Source organism: Hymenobacter edaphi, assembly GCF_003258365.1.
Taxonomy (GTDB): domain Bacteria; phylum Bacteroidota; class Bacteroidia; order Cytophagales; family Hymenobacteraceae; genus Solirubrum; species Solirubrum edaphi.
This window is the reverse complement of the sequence record NZ_QHKM01000015.1, coordinates 53,713-70,879: the sequence shown is the minus strand read 5'-3', so window position 1 is coordinate 70,879 and position 17,167 is coordinate 53,713. Positions and strand designations below refer to the sequence as shown.

Annotated in this window: 15 protein-coding genes; 11 read left to right on the top strand and 4 right to left on the bottom strand. The window is 62.8% G+C overall.

The window, feature by feature from the left end:
- Positions 1–88, bottom strand: an 88-nt coding sequence (locus tag DLM85_RS26380; protein ID WP_424321702.1) for a transposase-like zinc-binding domain-containing protein, incomplete at its 3' end; no start/stop codon positions are given.
- Positions 89–114: 26 nt separating this feature from the next.
- Between DLM85_RS26380 and DLM85_RS24160 the strand changes: the two genes are divergently transcribed.
- Entirely contained in the window at positions 115–1,236 is a 1,122-nt protein-coding gene (locus DLM85_RS24160) for an acyltransferase family protein (RefSeq protein ID WP_165822289.1), read from the top strand.
- A gap of 163 nt (positions 1,237–1,399) precedes the next feature.
- Positions 1,400–1,972 (top strand): hypothetical protein, encoded by a 573-nt coding sequence (locus DLM85_RS24155; RefSeq protein ID WP_133257259.1) that lies wholly within the window; start codon positions 1,400–1,402, stop codon positions 1,970–1,972.
- A gap of 62 nt (positions 1,973–2,034) precedes the next feature.
- On the opposite strand, the gene DLM85_RS24150 is transcribed toward DLM85_RS24155, so the two are convergent.
- Positions 2,035–2,829: a LytR/AlgR family response regulator transcription factor gene (locus DLM85_RS24150; protein WP_111480756.1), complete on the bottom strand. Its 795-nt coding sequence runs from the start codon at positions 2,827–2,829 to the stop codon at positions 2,035–2,037.
- Between the two features lie 15 nt (positions 2,830–2,844).
- Positions 2,845–4,140 carry a sensor histidine kinase gene (locus DLM85_RS24145; protein ID WP_133257258.1) on the bottom strand — a complete coding sequence of 432 codons (1,296 nt, stop codon included), beginning with the start codon at positions 4,138–4,140 and terminating at the stop codon, positions 2,845–2,847.
- 383 nt (positions 4,141–4,523) lie between these two features.
- Between DLM85_RS24145 and DLM85_RS24140 the strand changes: the two genes are divergently transcribed.
- The 6 genes from DLM85_RS24140 (at position 4,524) to DLM85_RS24115 (ending at position 13,392) form a co-directional block, all read left to right on the top strand.
- Positions 4,524–5,423 (top strand): ABC transporter ATP-binding protein, encoded by a 900-nt coding sequence (locus DLM85_RS24140; RefSeq protein ID WP_111480754.1) that lies wholly within the window; start codon positions 4,524–4,526, stop codon positions 5,421–5,423.
- A 172-nt stretch (positions 5,424–5,595) separates the two neighbouring features.
- Entirely contained in the window at positions 5,596–9,219 is a 3,624-nt protein-coding gene (locus DLM85_RS24135; RefSeq protein WP_111480753.1) for an ABC transporter permease/M1 family aminopeptidase, read from the top strand.
- Positions 9,220–9,462: 243 nt separating this feature from the next.
- Entirely contained in the window at positions 9,463–9,903 is a 441-nt protein-coding gene (locus tag DLM85_RS24130; protein WP_279387754.1) for a nucleoside deaminase, read from the top strand.
- Positions 9,904–10,054: 151 nt separating this feature from the next.
- Complete coding sequence (locus DLM85_RS24125) at positions 10,055–10,669, top strand: superoxide dismutase (RefSeq protein WP_111480752.1); 615 nt, start codon at positions 10,055–10,057, stop codon at positions 10,667–10,669.
- Between the two features lie 152 nt (positions 10,670–10,821).
- Positions 10,822–12,171 carry a nucleoside permease gene (locus tag DLM85_RS24120; RefSeq protein WP_111480751.1) on the top strand — a complete coding sequence of 450 codons (1,350 nt, stop codon included), beginning with the start codon at positions 10,822–10,824 and terminating at the stop codon, positions 12,169–12,171.
- A 96-nt stretch (positions 12,172–12,267) separates the two neighbouring features.
- Positions 12,268–13,392, top strand: a complete 1,125-nt coding sequence (locus tag DLM85_RS24115) for an AAA family ATPase (protein WP_111480750.1) — start codon at positions 12,268–12,270, stop codon at positions 13,390–13,392.
- A 144-nt stretch (positions 13,393–13,536) separates the two neighbouring features.
- Here DLM85_RS24115 and DLM85_RS24110 read toward each other — a convergent pair whose 3' ends face one another.
- The gene (locus DLM85_RS24110; protein ID WP_111480749.1) at positions 13,537–13,956 is read right to left on the bottom strand and encodes a nucleoside-diphosphate kinase; all 420 of its coding nucleotides are present in this window, start codon (positions 13,954–13,956) and stop codon (positions 13,537–13,539) included.
- Between the two features lie 321 nt (positions 13,957–14,277).
- On the opposite strand from DLM85_RS24110, the gene DLM85_RS24105 reads away from it, so the two are divergent.
- The 3 genes from DLM85_RS24105 (at position 14,278) to DLM85_RS24095 (ending at position 17,103) form a co-directional block, all read left to right on the top strand.
- Positions 14,278–15,306, top strand: coding sequence for a DHH family phosphoesterase (locus DLM85_RS24105; protein WP_111480748.1), 1,029 nt, complete (start codon positions 14,278–14,280; stop codon positions 15,304–15,306).
- 136 nt (positions 15,307–15,442) lie between these two features.
- Entirely contained in the window at positions 15,443–16,462 is a 1,020-nt protein-coding gene (locus DLM85_RS24100) for an FKBP-type peptidyl-prolyl cis-trans isomerase (RefSeq protein ID WP_111480747.1), read from the top strand.
- A 98-nt stretch (positions 16,463–16,560) separates the two neighbouring features.
- On the top strand, positions 16,561–17,103 hold the full coding sequence (locus DLM85_RS24095) for an FKBP-type peptidyl-prolyl cis-trans isomerase (protein WP_111480746.1): 543 nt from the start codon (positions 16,561–16,563) through the stop codon (positions 17,101–17,103).
- Positions 17,104–17,167 lie beyond the last annotated feature (64 nt).

The window sequence follows — 17,167 nt, the reverse complement described above, 5'->3', positions numbered from 1 at the left end:
AGGCCGGACAGAAATAGCGTTGCTTGCCGTTGCGGGCCAAGCCGTGTTTGCGCAACTTCGACGAGGTGCAATGAGGGCAGGTTTCCATACCCGCTTATACGGCTAACACCCCACTTGGGCCACTACCAAAAATATTATCCCGCCCTTACTGGAATAAGGGCAATAGCAGCTTATATGGTATTTTTTCACCATTTTAATCCATTTATAAAGAACGATATTGCCACCAACTACTTGGGCAATATTCTTGCAGAAATGCACATCGGCGTTACGGTATTTTTTGTTTTGAGCGGCTTCCTGATTACCGCACGTTATTTAGATCGTATTATATTGACCAAACATTGGTTTTTCAACTATATGCGCAACCGTGTTGCCCGAATATACCCACTTTATTTTATCTTAACTATTCTGACTTTTGCTATTTCTGCAGCCCGTTTATTGAATAATCCAACAGATGGATGGTTAACGTATAGCTTGAAAGCCAAAATAATGGTTCCGATATTTAATTTAACCTTTTTACGCGGCTTTTTTATTGACATCAAGGCTTCTGGTATTAAGCAGGGTTGGTCGCTTACGGTTGAGGAGTGCTTTTACTTGGCGGCACCGTTTCTGCTATTGGGTCTGGCTCGCAGCCGCAAAAATATTCTCTTCTACCCGGCACTTGTTATGATTCCGGGCTTACTCCTGGTCGCATTTGTGGGTAGCCCAGATAGATTCAGCGGTTTCTTTGGCACCTACCGTTTTCTGTTCAATTTCACCTTTTTCGGCCGCTGCTTCGAGTTTATCCTTGGCATGGGGCTGGCGTTGATTGTCAACCGCCACCACCGCTCCGAAACAGGGCCTAAGTTTGGCTTGTTTACTTATCTGGGATTCGCGTGGATAATTGCCTGCCTGGTTGGCCTGGCTTATTTCAAATCACCGCTCGATGCTTCGGGCTGGACGAACTATTCCAGCATTGCCATTAATAACCTTATCCTGCCTGTAGGCGTCTGCTTTGCTTTCTACGGATTGGTTTTCGAAGCCACGTGGCTGCAGCGCCTGTTTGAAACCAAAACTTTTGATCTGTTAGGCAAAAGCTCCTATGCTTTTTACCTAGCTCACATGGGCATTTTCAGCATTGCCATTGAGAATTACCTAACCCATAATTATTTTATCATCTTCATACTGATCAATATTATTTCCATTGGCCTGTATTATTTCATCGAAAAACCTGCTCAAAAATTCATAACGAGCATTTAGGGTGCTGGTTTCGCATTGGCGAGTTAGCCGTTTCAGGCAGCGGAGCAGTTGGCGGTACAGTTCCTGCAAGGTGGACCGGCCAGAGCCGGTGGCAGGGCAGGCGCTTTTGCCGCCCAAGAATTTTCCCGCCCTCGGCTGCGTTACTTTGCCACTGATGAATGCCATGAAAACTGCTTTGCCCACCCGATTCCCACGTCTCCTGCTGGCCCTGCTGCTGTTGGTGCTGGCCGCCTTTGCCCCGCCCAAGCTCAAGAAGGTGCAGGTAGCCAAAAACCTCACCGTAGGCTTGCCCGCCGACTTTCAGCCTTTGCCCGACGAGGCCATTGCCAGCAAGTACCCCGCCGTGCGCAAGCCGCTAGCCGTGTACAGCAACCCCGCCGGCCGCATCGACTACAGCATTGCCGCCCGGCAGACCACGTTTAACAACAAGGACTACGGCCTGCTGCTCAAGATTTACGAGTCGAAGCTGAAGAGCACGTACTCCAAGGTCGACGTCATCACCCACGACATCAAGACCATTAACAAGCGCGACTTCATGGTGCTGGAGTTTGTCTCGACGCTGGCCGACAACCGCCGCGGCCGCGAAATGATGGCTCCGCTGCGCCGTTACGAGCTGATGCAGTACGCCATTGAGGGCGACCAGCAGTACGTGTTTCACTTCATCTGCCCGGTGGAAGAGCAGGCCAACTACCAGCCCGTCGCCCAGGCCATCATGCAGAGCGTGGAGCTGCGGTAACGGAGTCCGTATCCAGCAAAAAGCCCCGCCTGACGTCAGGCGGGGCTTTTTTTGTGCAAAGGCTACAGCTGATTATAAGCCCGGATCAGGGCCATGAACGACTCGCGGTAGGCGTCGCCAACGGGGAGCAGGCGGCCGGCAATCTGCACCTTGCCGCGCTCCACGTGCTCGATGCGGTTCAGCGCCACCAGGAAGGACTTGTGGATGCGGGCGAAGCGCTGCGGCGGCAGCACTTCCTCGACGCGGCGAAACGACTGCAGGGTAAGGATTTTGCCGCTTTCGGCGGTGTAAATCATCAGGTAGTCCTTCATGCCCTCGATGTAGAGGATGTCGTCGAAGGCCACGCGCTGCAGCCGGTGCTCGTTTTTGACGAACATGGCGTCGGCCGCCACGGGCGCGTGAGGCTCCGGGTGCGCCACGGCCACGGCTTCGGCGCCCGCGGGCTCGGCGGGAGCTGCTTCGGCGGGCACGAAGCTGTGGTAGAGACGGTTGGCAGCCTGCACGAAGCGCTGAAAGCCGATGGGCTTGACGAGGTAATCGGCCACGCCCAGCTCGTAGCCCTGCACGGCGTACTGGTCGTAGGCGGTGGTGAGGACGACGCGGCTGCGGCCCGGCGGCAAGATCTGGGCCAGCTGAATGCCGGTTAGGCCGGGCATCTCGATGTCGAGAAAGACCACGTCGACGGCGTGGGTCTGCAGGTAAGCCAGGGCCGACATGGCATCGTGGAAGGTGGCCACCAGCTGCAGAAACGGCAGCTGGGCGCAGTAGCGCTGCATCACGGCGGTGGCCAGCGGCTCGTCGTCGACGGCGACGCAGGTGAGCACGCGGGTGGGCAGGGCGGCGGACGGAGTTTCCATAGGTCAGAAAGGCGGCTAGGCCAGGGCGGGTTGGGCGGCGGGCAGCGGGGCGGGCGTGGCCCCGGCCGGCGTCAGAATCAGCGTGAGCGTGGCGCGGTAGTGCTCCGGCGTTTCGTCGATGTGCAGGCCGTAGCGCGTGGGGTAGAGCAGCTGCAGGCGGCGGCGCAGGTTGCTCAGGCCCACCCCGCCGGGCTGCGGCGGGCCGGGGCGCGGGGCGCGGCGGCGGTTCTGCACGCTGAAAATCAGCTCGGGGCCGGTGTGCGCCAGCTCCAGCTCCACGGCGTGGGGGCGGGCCGTCAGGTCGCCGTGCTTGAAGGCGTTTTCGACCAGGGGCAGCAGCAGCATAGGCGCCACCGCCAGGTGGGATTCGGCCAGCGCGGGCGCCACATCGAAGCGCAGGCACTCGGGGCCGGCGCCGGGCAGGCGCAGCAGGTGCAGGCTCAGGAAATTGCGCAGGTGGGCTACTTCCTTGCGCAGCGGCACGGTGTCGGTGGCCGATTCGTAGAGCAGGTAGCGCATCAGATCCGCCAGCTGCAGCACGGCGTTGGCGGCGGGGGCCTCCACGTCGTCGGCGCTGGCCAGGGAGTAGATGTTGTTGAGCGTATTGAAGAGAAAGTGCGGGTTGATCTGGGCTTTAAGCAAACTCAGCTCGGCTGCCAGGTGCTGGCGCTCCAGCTCCTGCTGCTGCCGCTCCAGCTCCTTACTATGGCGCCGCTCGCGCTGGTGGTCGTGGCCCAGGCGCAGGTAGATACCCAGCAGCATCACCAGTAGCGCGGCCGGCACGATGTTTTTGCCCGAGGTGCGGTTCGTGCCCTGCCCGGCTTGCTCCGCCGCTGAAGCCGACTTGTACCCTTCGCGGTAGCCGGCGCGCAAGCCGGCCAGAAACGAGTCGGAAACAGAATGCGGGTGCGGCGCCACCTCTACTTTACTCGGCAGCATCGAGGGCATCAGGCCCAGGGCCACGTTGGTGGTCAGACGCAGCGTGCTCGTCACCGTCACGGCCAGCAGCACCACCAGCAGAAAGCGCAGCAGCTTTTGCCGGTCGAGGTGGCGGGGCACGATGACTTTCCAGGTAAAGTAAAACAGCGTGGCGTAGGTGAGTACCGTCAGGGCCAGGTCGGTGAGCATCAGCGGCCACGACCACCCGCTGTGGTCGTCGATAATCCACCGCACGCCCAGCCGGAGCAGGTTGGTGCCCAGCAGCAGCAGCCATACCAGCACGTGAATGCCGCGGGGAATATCCCCCGGCGCCGTCGGCCGCAGCCACCAGGCCGCCAACCGGCCGGCGCTGCGTTTGAACAATTCAGCCATAAACAATGGGCGGCCCGCACCGGACGCGGCCAGGCAGCAATTCACGAAAATAACCACCAGCAGCCCAACCCCCCGCAGCAATCGACCAATGCGGGCCCTACCGGCCGCCAACGGGCTGCCCCGCCCCCGCAACGCCGGCCGGGGCCGGCCACGTCGGGCCGCGGGGGGTATTGCCGGCCGCAGCCGGGGCGTTGGTCGATTAGCCGGGCATCGGCTGCCGCTCCGGGCTAGGTTTGTTACCGGTGGCCCTGGGCTGGCCGGGCCGCTTGGGGCTCAGCAGCTTGCCCGGCCGGAATAAATGCCCGGCGGGGGCAACCACCCTGGTCAAACGCCTATCTTATCCGCGAATCTTCCACCGCTCCTTCTCTCAATCCTTTCTGTGCATGGAACTGCTGATCGAACACCTCTCCAAAACCTACCCCAACGGGACCAAGGCCCTCAACGACGTGACCCTGCGCATTGAGCCGGGCATGTTCGGGCTGCTGGGCCCCAACGGCGCGGGCAAATCCTCGCTGATGCGCACCATCTCCACCCTGCAGGAGGCCGATTCGGGCTCCATTCAGCTGGGCGACATCGACGTGCTGCGCCAGCCCGAGCGGGTGCGGCAGGTGCTGGGTTATCTGCCCCAGGAATTCGGGGTATACCCCAAGGTGACGGCGGCCGAGCTGCTGGAGCACTTCGCCGTGCTCAAGGGCATCAGCCACAAGGGGGAGCGGCGGCAGGTGGTCGACGCGCTGCTGCAGCAAACCAACCTCTACAGCGTGCGCAACAAAAACCTGGGCGGCTACTCCGGCGGCATGAAGCAGCGCTTCGGCATTGCGCAGGCCCTGCTGGGCAACCCCAAGCTCATCATTGTGGACGAGCCCACCGCCGGCCTCGACCCGACGGAGCGCAACCGCTTCCACAACCTGCTGGCCGAAATCGGCGAGGACCGCATCGTGATTCTCTCCACCCACATCGTGTCGGACGTGTCGGACCTGTGCCGGCAGTTTGCCATCATCAACAAGGGGCAGGTGCTCTACACCGGCGACCCGCTGCGCGCCATCGAGGAGATGCGCGGGCAGATCTGGCGCCGCACCATCCGCAAGGATGAGCTGGAGAGCTACCAGCAGCAGTTTTCGGTGATTTCCTCGCGCCTGTTCGCCGGCCAGACCATCATTCACGTGCACAGCCTGGCCCAGCCCGGCAACGGCTTCGAGGGCATCGAGCCCACGCTGGAAGACGTGTACTTCGCCCGCATCCACGCGGCCGAGCAGGTGGCGGCTAACTCGGTGAAAGGCTAAATCCTAACGCCATGCTGAGCTGACGCTAGACCGTCATGCTGAGCTTGTCGAAGCATCTCTACTGCTTCGCCAGGTATAAAATCACTACCTGGCGTCAGCACGCGAGATTCCTCGGCTTCGCTCGGAATGACGCGCCTGAGTAATCGGTTCGACATGGCACGAACTGTCGACCATGTTCCTCGAAATATTCCTCTTTGAACTGCGCTACCGGCTGAAGCGGCCGGCAACGTACATCTACTTCGTGCTGCTGGCGTTGATGGCCTTTCTGTTCATGCTGGCCTTGGCCGGCGTGTTCGGCGTCAACATCACGGTGGGCGGCGGCTCGGGCAAGATGCTGGCCAACTCGGCCTACCAGATCAACACGCTGCTGACGGTTATTAGCCTGTTCGGCGTGTTCATCACCTCGGCCATGATGGGCACGCCCGTGTTCCGCGACTTCGACCATCGCACCCACTCGCTGTACTATACCGCCCCCATCACCAAGGCGGGCTACCTCGGCGGCCGCTTTCTGGGCTCGCTCGTGGTGACGCTGCTGGTGTTTCTGGGCGCGGCCCTGGGCGCCTGGCTGGCCACCTACTGGCCCAGCATCGACGCCAGCCGGCTGGGGCCCAACCGGCTGGCCAACTACCTGCTGCCCTACCTGCAGTTCGTGGTGCCAAACGTGTTTCTGACCGGCGCCATCTTCTTCACCGGGGCCACGCTCACGCGCTCGGCCCTGGCCATTTACCTGGGCGGGGTGCTGTTTCTGGTGCTCTACTCCATCAGCGGCTCCCTGCAGCAGGACATGGACAACGAAACCATGCGCGCCCTGCTCGACCCGCTCGGCGGCCAGGCCATCGACCTGACGCAGCGCTACTGGACGGTAGCCGAGAAAAACACCCTGCTGCTGCCCTGGAGCACCTGGGTGGTGCAAAACCGCCTGCTCTGGGTGGCGGTGGGCCTCGTCACGCTGGGCGCGTGCTTTGCCGTGTTCCGTTTCAGCTTCGCCAACAAGGCCGACTCGGGTCCGCGCCCCAAGGCCGGCGCCCTGGGCGTGGCCGACGTGCCGGGCAAGCTGGCCCTGCCGCGCGTGACGCCGCGCTTCACCGCCGGCCTGGCCTGGCAGCAGCTCGGGCGCCTGCTGCGGCTGGAGTTCCTGAGCACCGTGCGCAGCGTGTACTTTATCGGCATTGCCGGCGCGGGCGTGCTGTTCCTGCTGATTTCGGGCCTGCAGGTGGGGCAGCTCTACGGCACCAATACCTTCCCCACCACCCCGGTGGTGGTGCAGCTGCTGGCCGGCACCTTCGCCCTGTTCCAGCTCATCATCATCACCTTCTACGCCGGCGAGCTGGTGTGGCGCGAGCGGGACTCGAAGGTCAACCAGATCTACGACGCCATGCCCATGCCCTCGTGGGTGCCCTTCGTGGCCAAGCTGGGGGCGCTGATGGCCATTCAGGTGCTGCTGCTGGCGGTGGTAATGCTCTGCGGGCTGCTGCTGCAGACGTTCAAGGGCTACTTCCACTACGAGCTGGACGTGTACGTGAAGGAGCTGTTCGGCTTCCGCCTCATCGGCATGCTGATGATGTGCGTGCTGGCCATGCTGATTCAGGTGCTGGCCAACAACAAGTTCATGGGTCACTTCATCATGATCCTGTACTACGCCCTGAACATCTTCAAGGGCACGCTGGGCATCGAGCACAACCTACTGGCTTTCAACGCCAACCCGGCAGTACTCTACTCGGCCATGAACGGCTACGGGCACTTCGTCTGGCCGTTCTTCGCCTTCAAGCTCTACTGGAGCGCCTTCGCGGTGCTGCTGGCCCTGGCCTCGGCGCTGCTGTGGCCCCGCGGCACCGAAACGCGCTTCTCGTGGCGCTGGCAGCAGGCCCGCTTCGGCTTCTCGCCGGCGCTGGCGGCGGTGGCCGGCGCGGCGCTGCTGGCCTTCGTGGGCCTGGGCGGCTACATCTACTACAACACCAACGTGCTGAACCAGTACCGCACCTCCGACGAGGACGACGAGCTGGCCGCCGCGTTTGAGCGCAAGTACAAGCGCTACGAAAAAGCCGCCCAGCCGCGCATTTCGGCCGTCAACGTGAACGTGGACATCTTCCCCGCGGAGCGCGACGTGCGCTTCCGGGGCGCCTACTGGCTGGTCAACCGCACCCGGCAGGCCATCGACTCGGTGCACCTGATGGGCGCCTCGGAGGCCGAAGTGAAGCAGCTGGCCCTGGGCCGCCCCGCCCAGCAGGTGCTGCACGACCAGATCGGCGACGCCGATTACCGCATCCTGCGCCTGCAGCAGCCCCTGCAGCCCGGCGACTCGGTGCAGCTGAACTTCGACCTGAGCTACACCAACCCCGGCTTCCGCAACAGCGGCTCCAACAGCAGCATCGTCTACAACGGCACTTTCGTCAACTCCCAGCTGCTGCCCCACATCGGCTACCAGGCCGACTGGGAGTTGGGCGAGGACGACACCCGCAAGGAGCAGGGCCTGAAGCCCAAGCCGCGCATGGCCGCGGTGACTGACTCGCTGGCGCGCATGAACACCTACATCAGCAACGACGCCGACTGGATTCGCTTCGAAACCACCGTCAGCACCGCGCCCGATCAGGTGGCCATTGCCCCGGGCTACCTGCAGAAGGAATGGACCAAGGACGGGCGCCGCTACTTCCACTACAAGATGGACGCGCCCATCCTGAACTTCTACTCCTTCCTCTCGGCCCGCTACCAGGTGTACAAGGACCGGTGGAACAACGTGCCGATTGAAATCTACTACCACCCCGGCCACGAGTACAACCTCAAGCGCATGGTGCGGGGCGTGAAGGAAGGCCTGCAGTACTACACCACGCACTTCGGGCCCTACCAGCACCGGCAGGTGCGCATCCTGGAGTTTCCGGGCTACTCGTCCTTCGCGCAGTCCTTCCCGAACACGATTCCCTTCTCCGAAAGCATCGGCTTCGTGGCCGACGTGGACTCGACCGACCCCAAGGACATCGACTACCCGCTTTACGTGACGGCCCACGAGGTGGCCCACCAGTGGTTTGCCCACCAGATCATCGGCGGCAACGTGCAGGGCTCGACCCTGATGGCCGAAACCCTGAGCCAGTACGGGGCCCTGATGGTGATGAAGCGCCTCTACGGGGCGGAGAAGATGAAGAAGTTTCTGCGCTACGAGCTGGACAGCTACCTCTCCGGCCGCGGCTTCGAGCAGAAGAAGGAGGTGCCGCTGTACCTGGTCGAAAACCAGCCCTACATCCACTACCGCAAAGGCTCCCTGGTGATGTACGCCCTGCAGGACTACATCGGCGAGGCCGCCGTCAACGACGCCATCCGGGAGTACCGCCAGCAGGTGGCCTTTCAGCGCCCGCCGTTCACCAACTCGGTGGAGTTTATCGGCTACCTGCGCAAGCACACGCCCGATTCGCTGCAGTACCTGGTGACGGACATGTTCGAGAAGATTACGCTCTACGAGAACAAGGTTGATTCGGCGTCTTACCGCAAGCTGCCCAACGGCCAGTACCGCGTGCAGTTCACCGTGGATACCAAGAAGTTCTACGCCGACTCGCTGGGCAACGAAACGGCTGCCAAAACCCGGGACTTCGTCGACGTGGGCGTGATGGGCCGCCAGAAGGACCAGGCCGGCAAGTGGCACGACGTGCCGCTGCTGGTGCAGAAGCGCCGCCTGCAGCCCGGCCGCAACCGCATCGAGCTGACCGTGCCCAGCAAGCCCGAGCGCGTGGGCATCGACCCCTTCAACAAGCTCATCGACCGCAACCCGGACGACAACGTGAAGATTCCGGAGGAGAAGAAGGTCTGACCACGGATTCGACGGATTCGTCGGATTGCCCGGATTGGGTAGACAATTGCGCCGTGGGGCCACGACTTTGGAGTCGTGGCCCCACTCGTTTAAGCCGCCCTGCCGGCTCCTGCGCGGCAGGACATCGGCCCGGGCCTTTCACCGCAGGCAGCCGGCCCCGCTGCGCGCCGCCCTGCCGTCGGGGGCAATGCTGCTTACCTTTGCCGGCCCCAACTGCCTGCCGTGAAACCGTCAACTTCATCTTTGGCCCAGCACGAACACCTCATGCGCCAGGCCCTGCGCGAGGCCGAGCGGGCCTACGCCCTGGGCGAAATTCCCATTGGCGCGGTGGTAGCCTTCACGGCCACGGGCCAGATCATCGGGCGGGGGCACAACCAGACCGAGCAGCTGCGCGACGTGACGGCCCACGCCGAAATGCTGGCCCTGACGGCGGCGGCCAACTTCGTCGGCAACAAGTACCTGCACGACTGCACCCTGTACGTGACGGTGGAGCCCTGCGTGATGTGCGCCGGGGCCGCGGCCTGGGCCCAGGTGCCGCGGGTGGTGTACGGCACGCCCGAGCCCAAGGTGGGCTACTCCCGCCACGGCCAGCTGCTGCACCCGCGCTGCCAGGTGGTGCAGGGCGTGCTGGCCGCCGAATGCGCCGCGCTGCTGCAGCGCTTCTTTGCCGAGCGGCGGAAATAGCTACTTTTGGCGCCGGCGTAGGATTATTTTGTAACCCGCGCCGGGCTTCGCCGGTTAGCATCTCGGCGGGCCCGCGTACCCCCCACGGACCAATACCGGTGGTCCGGCGGGCCCTCCACTCATCTTATCACCCTCCTCACCCCCTCACACTATGGCCTTCGAACTGCCAGCCCTGCCTTACGCCTACGACGCCCTGGAGCCCCACATCGACGCGAAGACGATGGAAATCCACCACACCAAGCACCACCAGGCGTATGTGACCAACCTCAACAACGCCATTGCCGGCACCGACCTGGAAGGCAAGTCGCTGGAAGAAATCATGCACAGCATTGCCGCGGCTCCGGCCGCCGTGCGCAACAACGGCGGCGGCCACTGGAACCACTCGCTGTTCTGGACCATCCTCTCGCCCAACGGCGGCGGGGAGCCCACCGGCGCCGTGGCCGAAGCCATCCAGAATACCTTCGGGGGCTACGACAAGTTCAAGGAGGAATTCACCAAAGCCGCTACCACGCGCTTCGGCTCGGGCTGGGCCTGGCTGTGCAAGATGTCGGACGGCAACCTGCAGATCTGCTCCACCCCCAACCAGGACAACCCGCTGATGCCCGACTCCGGCTGCAAAGGCACCCCCCTGCTGGGCCTCGACGTGTGGGAGCACGCCTACTACCTGCACTACCAGAACCGCCGCCCCGACTACATTCAGGCCTTCTACAACCTGATCAACTGGGACGAGGTGAACCGCCGCTTCGCAGCCGCGCAGGGCGCCTAATCCTGGTCCTGCCCGCTTACAAAAGCCCCGCACGACGCCGTGCGGGGCTTTTTTGTGTGCTTCGGGGCCGCGGCCGGGCGGTGTTTGCCACCACGGATTTCTTGTATCTTTAGGGGCTAAACCGTTCCCTTCCCCCTTTCCCTCCCACTTGCATGAGTACTAAGCTGCGTCTTACCATCCTGAGCTTCCTTCAGTTTTTCATCTGGGGCTCGTGGCTGATAACCATCGGCGCGTACTGGTTTCAGACCAAGCAGTGGTCGGGGGCGCAGTTCGGGGCCATCTTCTCCACCATGGGCATTGCGTCCATCTTCATGCCCTCGCTGATGGGCATCGTGGCCGATAAGTGGGTGAATGCCGAAAAGCTCTACGGGGCCCTGCACATCCTGGGCGGCATCGTGCTCTGCACCGTGCCCTTGGTGACGGACCCCGGCACCATGTTCTGGGTGATGCTGCTGAACATGATTTTCTACATGCCCACGCTGGCCCTGAGCATTGCCGTGTCGTACTCGGTGCTCAAGCGCGAGGGCCTCGACGTGGTCAAGGACTACCCGCCCATTCGCGTGTGGGGCACCGTTGGTTTCGTTGTGGCCATGTGGACGGTGAGTTTGCTGGGCCTGGAAAAATCGTCCGGGCAGTTCTACGTAGCCGCCGGAGCGGCTATCCTGCTGGGCTTATACTCGTTCACCTTGCCCAAGTGCCCGCCCACCGCGCGCGATACGCCGAGCCGCTCACTGGTCGACGTGCTGGGTTTGAAGTCCTTCGCCCTGCTGCGCGACACGAAGATGCTCACCTTCTTCCTGTTTGCCCTGCTGCTCGGCGCGGCCCTGCAGCTCACCAACGCCTACGGCGACACCTTCCTGCACGACGCTAGCAAGACTGTAACTCCAATCCAGACTGAATCTTGGTCACAGCTTTTAGCTGATTTAGCATCTAGCCCCCTGAGCACCCTCAGCGGCTTGGCTGCGAAATATCCGGCCATCATCATGTCCATCTCGCAGATTTCCGAGACGCTGTTCATCCTGGCCATTCCCTTCTTCCTGCGCCGCTTCGGTATCAAGCAAGTGATGTTCTTCAGCATGATTGCCTGGGTGCTACGCTTCGGCCTGTTCGCCTTTGGTGACCTGCAATCGGGCCTGTGGATGATCATCCTCTCCTGCATCGTCTACGGCATGGCCTTCGACTTCTTCAACATCTCCGGCTCCCTATTCGTGGAAACGCAGACGGCCCCCAGCATCCGCGCCTCGGCCCAGGGCCTGTTCATGATGATGACCAACGGCTTCGGCGCCGTGCTCGGCAGCTCCATCAGCGGTATCGTCATCGAGCGGTACTTCACCGCCGCCGACGGCGTGACCAAGGACTGGCACGGCATCTGGCTGGCCTTTGCCGCTTACGCGCTGGTTATTGCCGTGCTCTTCGTCGTGCTGTTCCGCCACAAGCACACCCCGCAGGAAGTGGCGCAGGCCGAGCACCCCGAGCCGCTGCTGTCGGTGGAGCAGGCCTAAACGACTGCCCGAACCCCAGCCCCGACCGCGCCGCCGGTTGCCGCCAAACTCGCGGCAACCGGCGGCGCGGCCGTTTTTTCTGTTTCTTTATAGCGTATGATTCCACCCCTACCCATCATCCCTACGGCCTTATCCCCCGCTCCCGACCTGTCGAGCACCTACGACAAGACGCACTACTTCCTGCCCGTGGCCTGGTTTCACCAGACCTTCGGCGTGGTGCCGCGCAAGCTGATGTACCAGCTCTCCAACCTCGACGCGCGCACCGCCGTGCTCACCGCCCTGGCCGCCCGCTACGACCTGGAACGGGCCACCGTGGCGCACTCGGTGTACGTGGAGAAAGTGGGCAAGGAGCCCGAGCTGAACCTGTGGGCCCTGCTGCTGGCCCCGCACCTGCTGATCCTGCTCACCGACCACGGCCCCTACGCCGAGCGGGGCGTGCAGGTGTTCTACTCCCCCGCCACCGAGGCCGCCGAGCTGGCCGCGCTGCAGGAGCTGCTCACCACCCACCTCGAAACCGGGCAGCAGGAGCGGCAGCGCATCCACGTGCTGCGCCTGGCCTTCAACGACCTGGAGTTTACCCCGCTCGACATCAACATTCCCGAGCTGGACCTGAGCACCCACTACAACGACGACCTGCTACCCGCCCACGATACCATCGTGCGGCGCCTGCAGCAGCCCCAGGACAAGGGCATCGTCATTTTGCACGGCCCGCCCGGCACCGGCAAAACCAGCTACATCCGCCACCTCTGCGGCCAGACCGATAAGCCCAAGCTGTTCATCCCGCCCAACCTGGCGGCCCGCATTGCCGACCCGGAGTTTATCAACCTGCTCCACGACAACACCAACTCCATCCTCATCATCGAGGACGCCGAGGCCCTGCTGACCAAGCGCGACGCGGCGGGCGGCGGCCCCAGCGCCGTCAGCAACCTGCTGAACCTCTCCGACGGGCTGCTGGCCGACTGTTTCCACATCCAGATCGTGTGTACCTTCAACACCGACCTCTCGCGCATCGACAGCGCGCTGCTGCGCAAGGGCCGGCTGATTGCGGCCTACCACTTCCAGCCGCTCACCCAGCCCAAGGCCCAGGCCCTGGCCACCAGCCTCGGCCACACCAACCCGCTGGACGAGCCCACCGCCCTGGCCGACATCTACAACCGCGAAGAGCAGGAATTTGAGGTAGGCAAGGCACCCAAACGTATCGGTTTTGGCGCCAAAGGCTAAACCTGGCAGTATAAACCTGGTATATTTTCAGTATAAAACCAGCACAATAAAAAAGCCACTCTGCACCAGGCAGAGCGGCTTTTTTGTCGAATCTAGGAAATCAGCGCCAGAAATTCCAGCGCTTGATGATCTAGCTCCTCAAAACTAGAACTGCTCGTTCGCGCCGAAGAAGAAGTTGCCTTCGATCTGGGCATTTTCGTCGGAGTCGGAGCCGTGCACGGCGTTGGCTTCGATGCTCTTCGCGTACTTTTTGCGGATGGTGCCTTCCTCGGCCTGAGCCGGGTTGGTAGCGCCGATCAGGGTGCGGAAGTCAGCCACGGCGTTGTCCTTCTCCAGGATGGCGGCCACGATGGGGCCCGACGACATGTACTTCACCAGGTCGCCGTAGAAGGGGCGCTCCTTGTGCACGGCGTAGAATTCGCCGGCGCGCTCGGCCGTCAGCAGGGTTTTCTTCAGCGCTACGATGCGGAAGCCACCGGCCTCGATCATGCTCAGGATGCCACCGATGTGGTTTTCCTGGGTCGCGTCGGGCTTGATCATCGTGAACGTGCGGTTCGTTGCCATGTCGGTCTGGGAAATGATAGGGGTGAGAGCCGCCCGGCGCCAAGGGCCGCGGTCGGCTGCGGGAGAATTGAATTTGCGGCCGCAAAACTAGGGGATTGTCCCGGAAGCGGCACGCCGCGGGCCTAAGTAATTAAGCAAGTTATGTGTAGCCCCGGCGGCGCGGGGCGGCCAAATCAGCCCGCTGGTCAGTATTCTGCGGGCCGCCGAACCGAAAAGCCGCGCGCCGATGTTGGGCTCGGGAACAAGTTTGGGAATTGTTCGCGAAATTTGCCCCCTTGCATCCCGGTAAGGGCCGCAAAGTCAGTCACCTATCAGCCGACAATGCACGACGTCACGGCGCTGAAAGAGCTTCTACGGGAGCCTCGGCGCATTTTCATCACCACCCACCACAAACCCGACGCCGACGCCCTGGGCTCGTCGCTGGGCCTGGCGGGCTACCTGCGCAAAAAGGGCCACCACGTGACGGTGGTTACCCCATCGGACTACCCCGACTTCCTGAGCTGGATGCCCGGCAACGAGGACGTGGTGGTGCACGAGCCCGGCCGCAACGACCGGCGCATTCAGGACATCCTGCGGGAGTCGGACGTGCTGTTCTGCCTGGATTTCTCGGCCCTGAGCCGCATCCACGAGCTGGGCGAGTACGTGCGCGCCTCCCACGCCACCAAGGTGCTCATCGACCACCACGAGCAGCCCGAGCCCTTCGCCGACATTGCGTTTTCCTTCCCCTCCGCGGCCGCCACGGCCGAGCTGGTGTTCGAAATTATCCGCGACCTGGGCGACCAGGCGCTGATTACGCCCGCCATCGGCGAGTGCCTCTACGCGGGCATCATGACGGACACGGGCTCGTTCCGCCACCCGAGCACCTCGCGCAACGTGCACATGATCATTGCCGAGCTGCTCGACGCGGGCATCAACCTCTCGGCCGTGCACCGGCGCATCTACGACTCGCACTCGGAGGAGCGCCTGCGCTTCCTGGGCTTCGTGCTCAAGGACAAGCTCACGGTGCTGCGCGAGTACAACACGGCCTACATCGCCATTACGGCCGACGAGCTGAAGCAGTACCACTCCAAGACCGGCGACACCGAGGGCCTGGTGAACTTTGCCCTGAGCATCGAGGGCATCGTGTTTGCCGCCATCCTCATCGACCGCGTCAACGCCGTGAAGATTTCCTTCCGCTCGGTGGGCGAGTTTTCGGTCAGCGAGTTTTCGCGCCGGCACTTCAACGGCGGCGGCCACCACAACGCGGCCGGCGGCATCAGCTTCGAGCCGCTGGAGCCCACCGTGCAGCGCTTCCTGCGCCTGCTGCCCGAGTACCAGCCGCAGCTGGTGACGGCCCCGCTCACGGTGTAGCAGGCCGGGCCGGCCTGCTCCCCGGCACCTGCGCCGGAACTACCCGGGGCGGCTTGGCCGTTGGGCGGTGTAGCTCCGCGCGTCTACGTCTAATTCCTAATACCTTCGCCCCGCATTTTCTCTCTTTTCTTCTTTCATGCTCCGCAACTCTCTTCTTCTGTGGCCGGCCGCGCTGGTAGCTGGCGCCATTGCGCTGAATGCCTGTAACCCGGCTGACGCCAAATTTGCCAAGACCAAGTCTGGCATCGAATACAAAGTATTCACCAAGGACGGCAAGGCCAAGGAAATCAAGCCCGAAACGGCGGAGGCGGCCTATAAGAAGAACGTCGGCCAGATCATTGCCCTGCACGTGGAGTACCGCACGGCCAAGGACTCGGTGCTGTTCCAGTCGCGCAAGCAGCAGATGGGCTTCCCGGTGCGCGTGCCGCTGCAGGACGTGACCCGCAAGGGCGGCCTGGAAGAAGCCATTTCGCTGCTGCAGCCCGGCGACTCGGGCGTGTTCCGCTTCAACGCCGACTCGCTCTCCGTGAAGACCACCGGCCAGCCGGCGCCCCCCCAGATCAAGAAGCACGGCAACACGATGACCCTCTTCGTGAAGGTCGATGCCATCCAGAACCAGGCCGACGCCATGGCCGCCCAGCAGAAGGCCATGCAGGACATGCAGGCCAAGGTGAAGGCGCACGAGGAAAAGCAGAAGCCCCTCGACGAGAAGACCATCCAGGAGTACGCCCAGAAAAACAACCTGCAGGTGCAGAAAACGGCTTCGGGCATCTCCTACGTCATCACCCAGCCGGGCACGGGCCCCAAGCCCACCCCGGGCCAGATCGTGTCGGTGAACTACAGCGGCAAGCTGCTTAGCGGCAAGGAGTTTGACTCCTCGGCCAAGCAGGGCCGCCCGATTGAATTCCCCATCGGCGTGGGCCAGGTGATTCCGGGCTGGGACGAGGGCATTCCGCTGCTCAACAAGGGCAGCAAGGCCATCCTGCTGATTCCGTCGAGCCTGGCCTACGGCCAGCGCGGCGCCGGCGCCGACATTCCGGCCGATGCCGTGCTGCGCTTCGACGTGGAGCTGGTGGACGTGAAAGCCGCCCCGCCCCAGCCGCCCATGGGCATGATGCCCGGCGGTGCGCCGCAGGGTGCCCCCCAGGGCCGATAAGGTATTATCTTTGGTGTTGCGAAGCTGATGCAACCCGCCGACGGGCGGCCGACTCTTCAGGTAGCCGGCCGCCCGCCGTTTTTTTTAAGCTCATTGCCATGCGTACACTTTCTTTCCCTGCCCCGGTCCGCGCCCTGCTGTGGGCCCTGCTGCCGCTGATGCTGTTGCTGGCGGGCTGCAAAAACGACTCCGATGACGCCGCCAAGGAGCTGGCCAAGCTCGTGGAACAGCACAAAGCCGAGGACGACGCCACCATTCAGGCCTACCTGACCGCCAACAACATCACCACTTACGAGCGGCGCGACTCCGGCCTCTACATCATCTGGCAAAACCGCAGCACCACCGGCACCACCCTGCCGGTAGCGGGCAGCCAGGTGAAGGTGCGCTACATCGGCCGTCGTCTCAGCGACGACATCCGCTTCGACGCGTCGATTGACAACGGCACGCCCTGCGGCTGCACCTCCTTCACCGTGGGCAGCGTTATCGAAGGCTGGAACGAGATGCTGCAGCTCATGCGCAAGGGCGACAAGGTCATCATCCTGGTGCCCTCGCACCTGGCCTACGGCCCGAGCGGCAACGGGTCGTTTATTCCCCCCTTCACGCCGCTGAAATTTGAAATGGAGCTGATCGATTTCCAGTAGGTCTTTCGTCAAGCCCACTGCGGGGCGGCCCGGCCCGCCCGCGTGATTCCGAAGAAACGCAGGC

Excerpts from the sequence above, each read along its gene's own strand:
- DLM85_RS24155 (WP_133257259.1), top strand. The coding sequence starts at position 1,400 with ATGAAAACTGCTTTGCCCACCCGATTCCCACGTCTCCTGCTGGCCCTG.
- DLM85_RS24150 (WP_111480756.1), bottom strand. The coding sequence starts at position 2,829 with ATGGAAACTCCGTCCGCCGCCCTGCCCACCCGCGTGCTCACCTGCGTC.
- DLM85_RS24145 (WP_133257258.1), bottom strand. The coding sequence starts at position 4,140 with ATGGCTGAATTGTTCAAACGCAGCGCCGGCCGGTTGGCGGCCTGGTGG.
- DLM85_RS24140 (WP_111480754.1), top strand. The coding sequence starts at position 4,524 with ATGGAACTGCTGATCGAACACCTCTCCAAAACCTACCCCAACGGGACC.
- DLM85_RS24135 (WP_111480753.1), top strand. The coding sequence starts at position 5,596 with ATGTTCCTCGAAATATTCCTCTTTGAACTGCGCTACCGGCTGAAGCGG.
- DLM85_RS24125 (WP_111480752.1), top strand. The coding sequence starts at position 10,055 with ATGGCCTTCGAACTGCCAGCCCTGCCTTACGCCTACGACGCCCTGGAG.
- DLM85_RS24120 (WP_111480751.1), top strand. The coding sequence starts at position 10,822 with ATGAGTACTAAGCTGCGTCTTACCATCCTGAGCTTCCTTCAGTTTTTC.
- DLM85_RS24115 (WP_111480750.1), top strand. The coding sequence starts at position 12,268 with ATGATTCCACCCCTACCCATCATCCCTACGGCCTTATCCCCCGCTCCC.
- DLM85_RS24110 (WP_111480749.1), bottom strand. The coding sequence starts at position 13,956 with ATGGCAACGAACCGCACGTTCACGATGATCAAGCCCGACGCGACCCAG.
- DLM85_RS24105 (WP_111480748.1), top strand. The coding sequence starts at position 14,278 with ATGCACGACGTCACGGCGCTGAAAGAGCTTCTACGGGAGCCTCGGCGC.
- DLM85_RS24100 (WP_111480747.1), top strand. The coding sequence starts at position 15,443 with ATGCTCCGCAACTCTCTTCTTCTGTGGCCGGCCGCGCTGGTAGCTGGC.
- DLM85_RS24095 (WP_111480746.1), top strand. The coding sequence starts at position 16,561 with ATGCGTACACTTTCTTTCCCTGCCCCGGTCCGCGCCCTGCTGTGGGCC.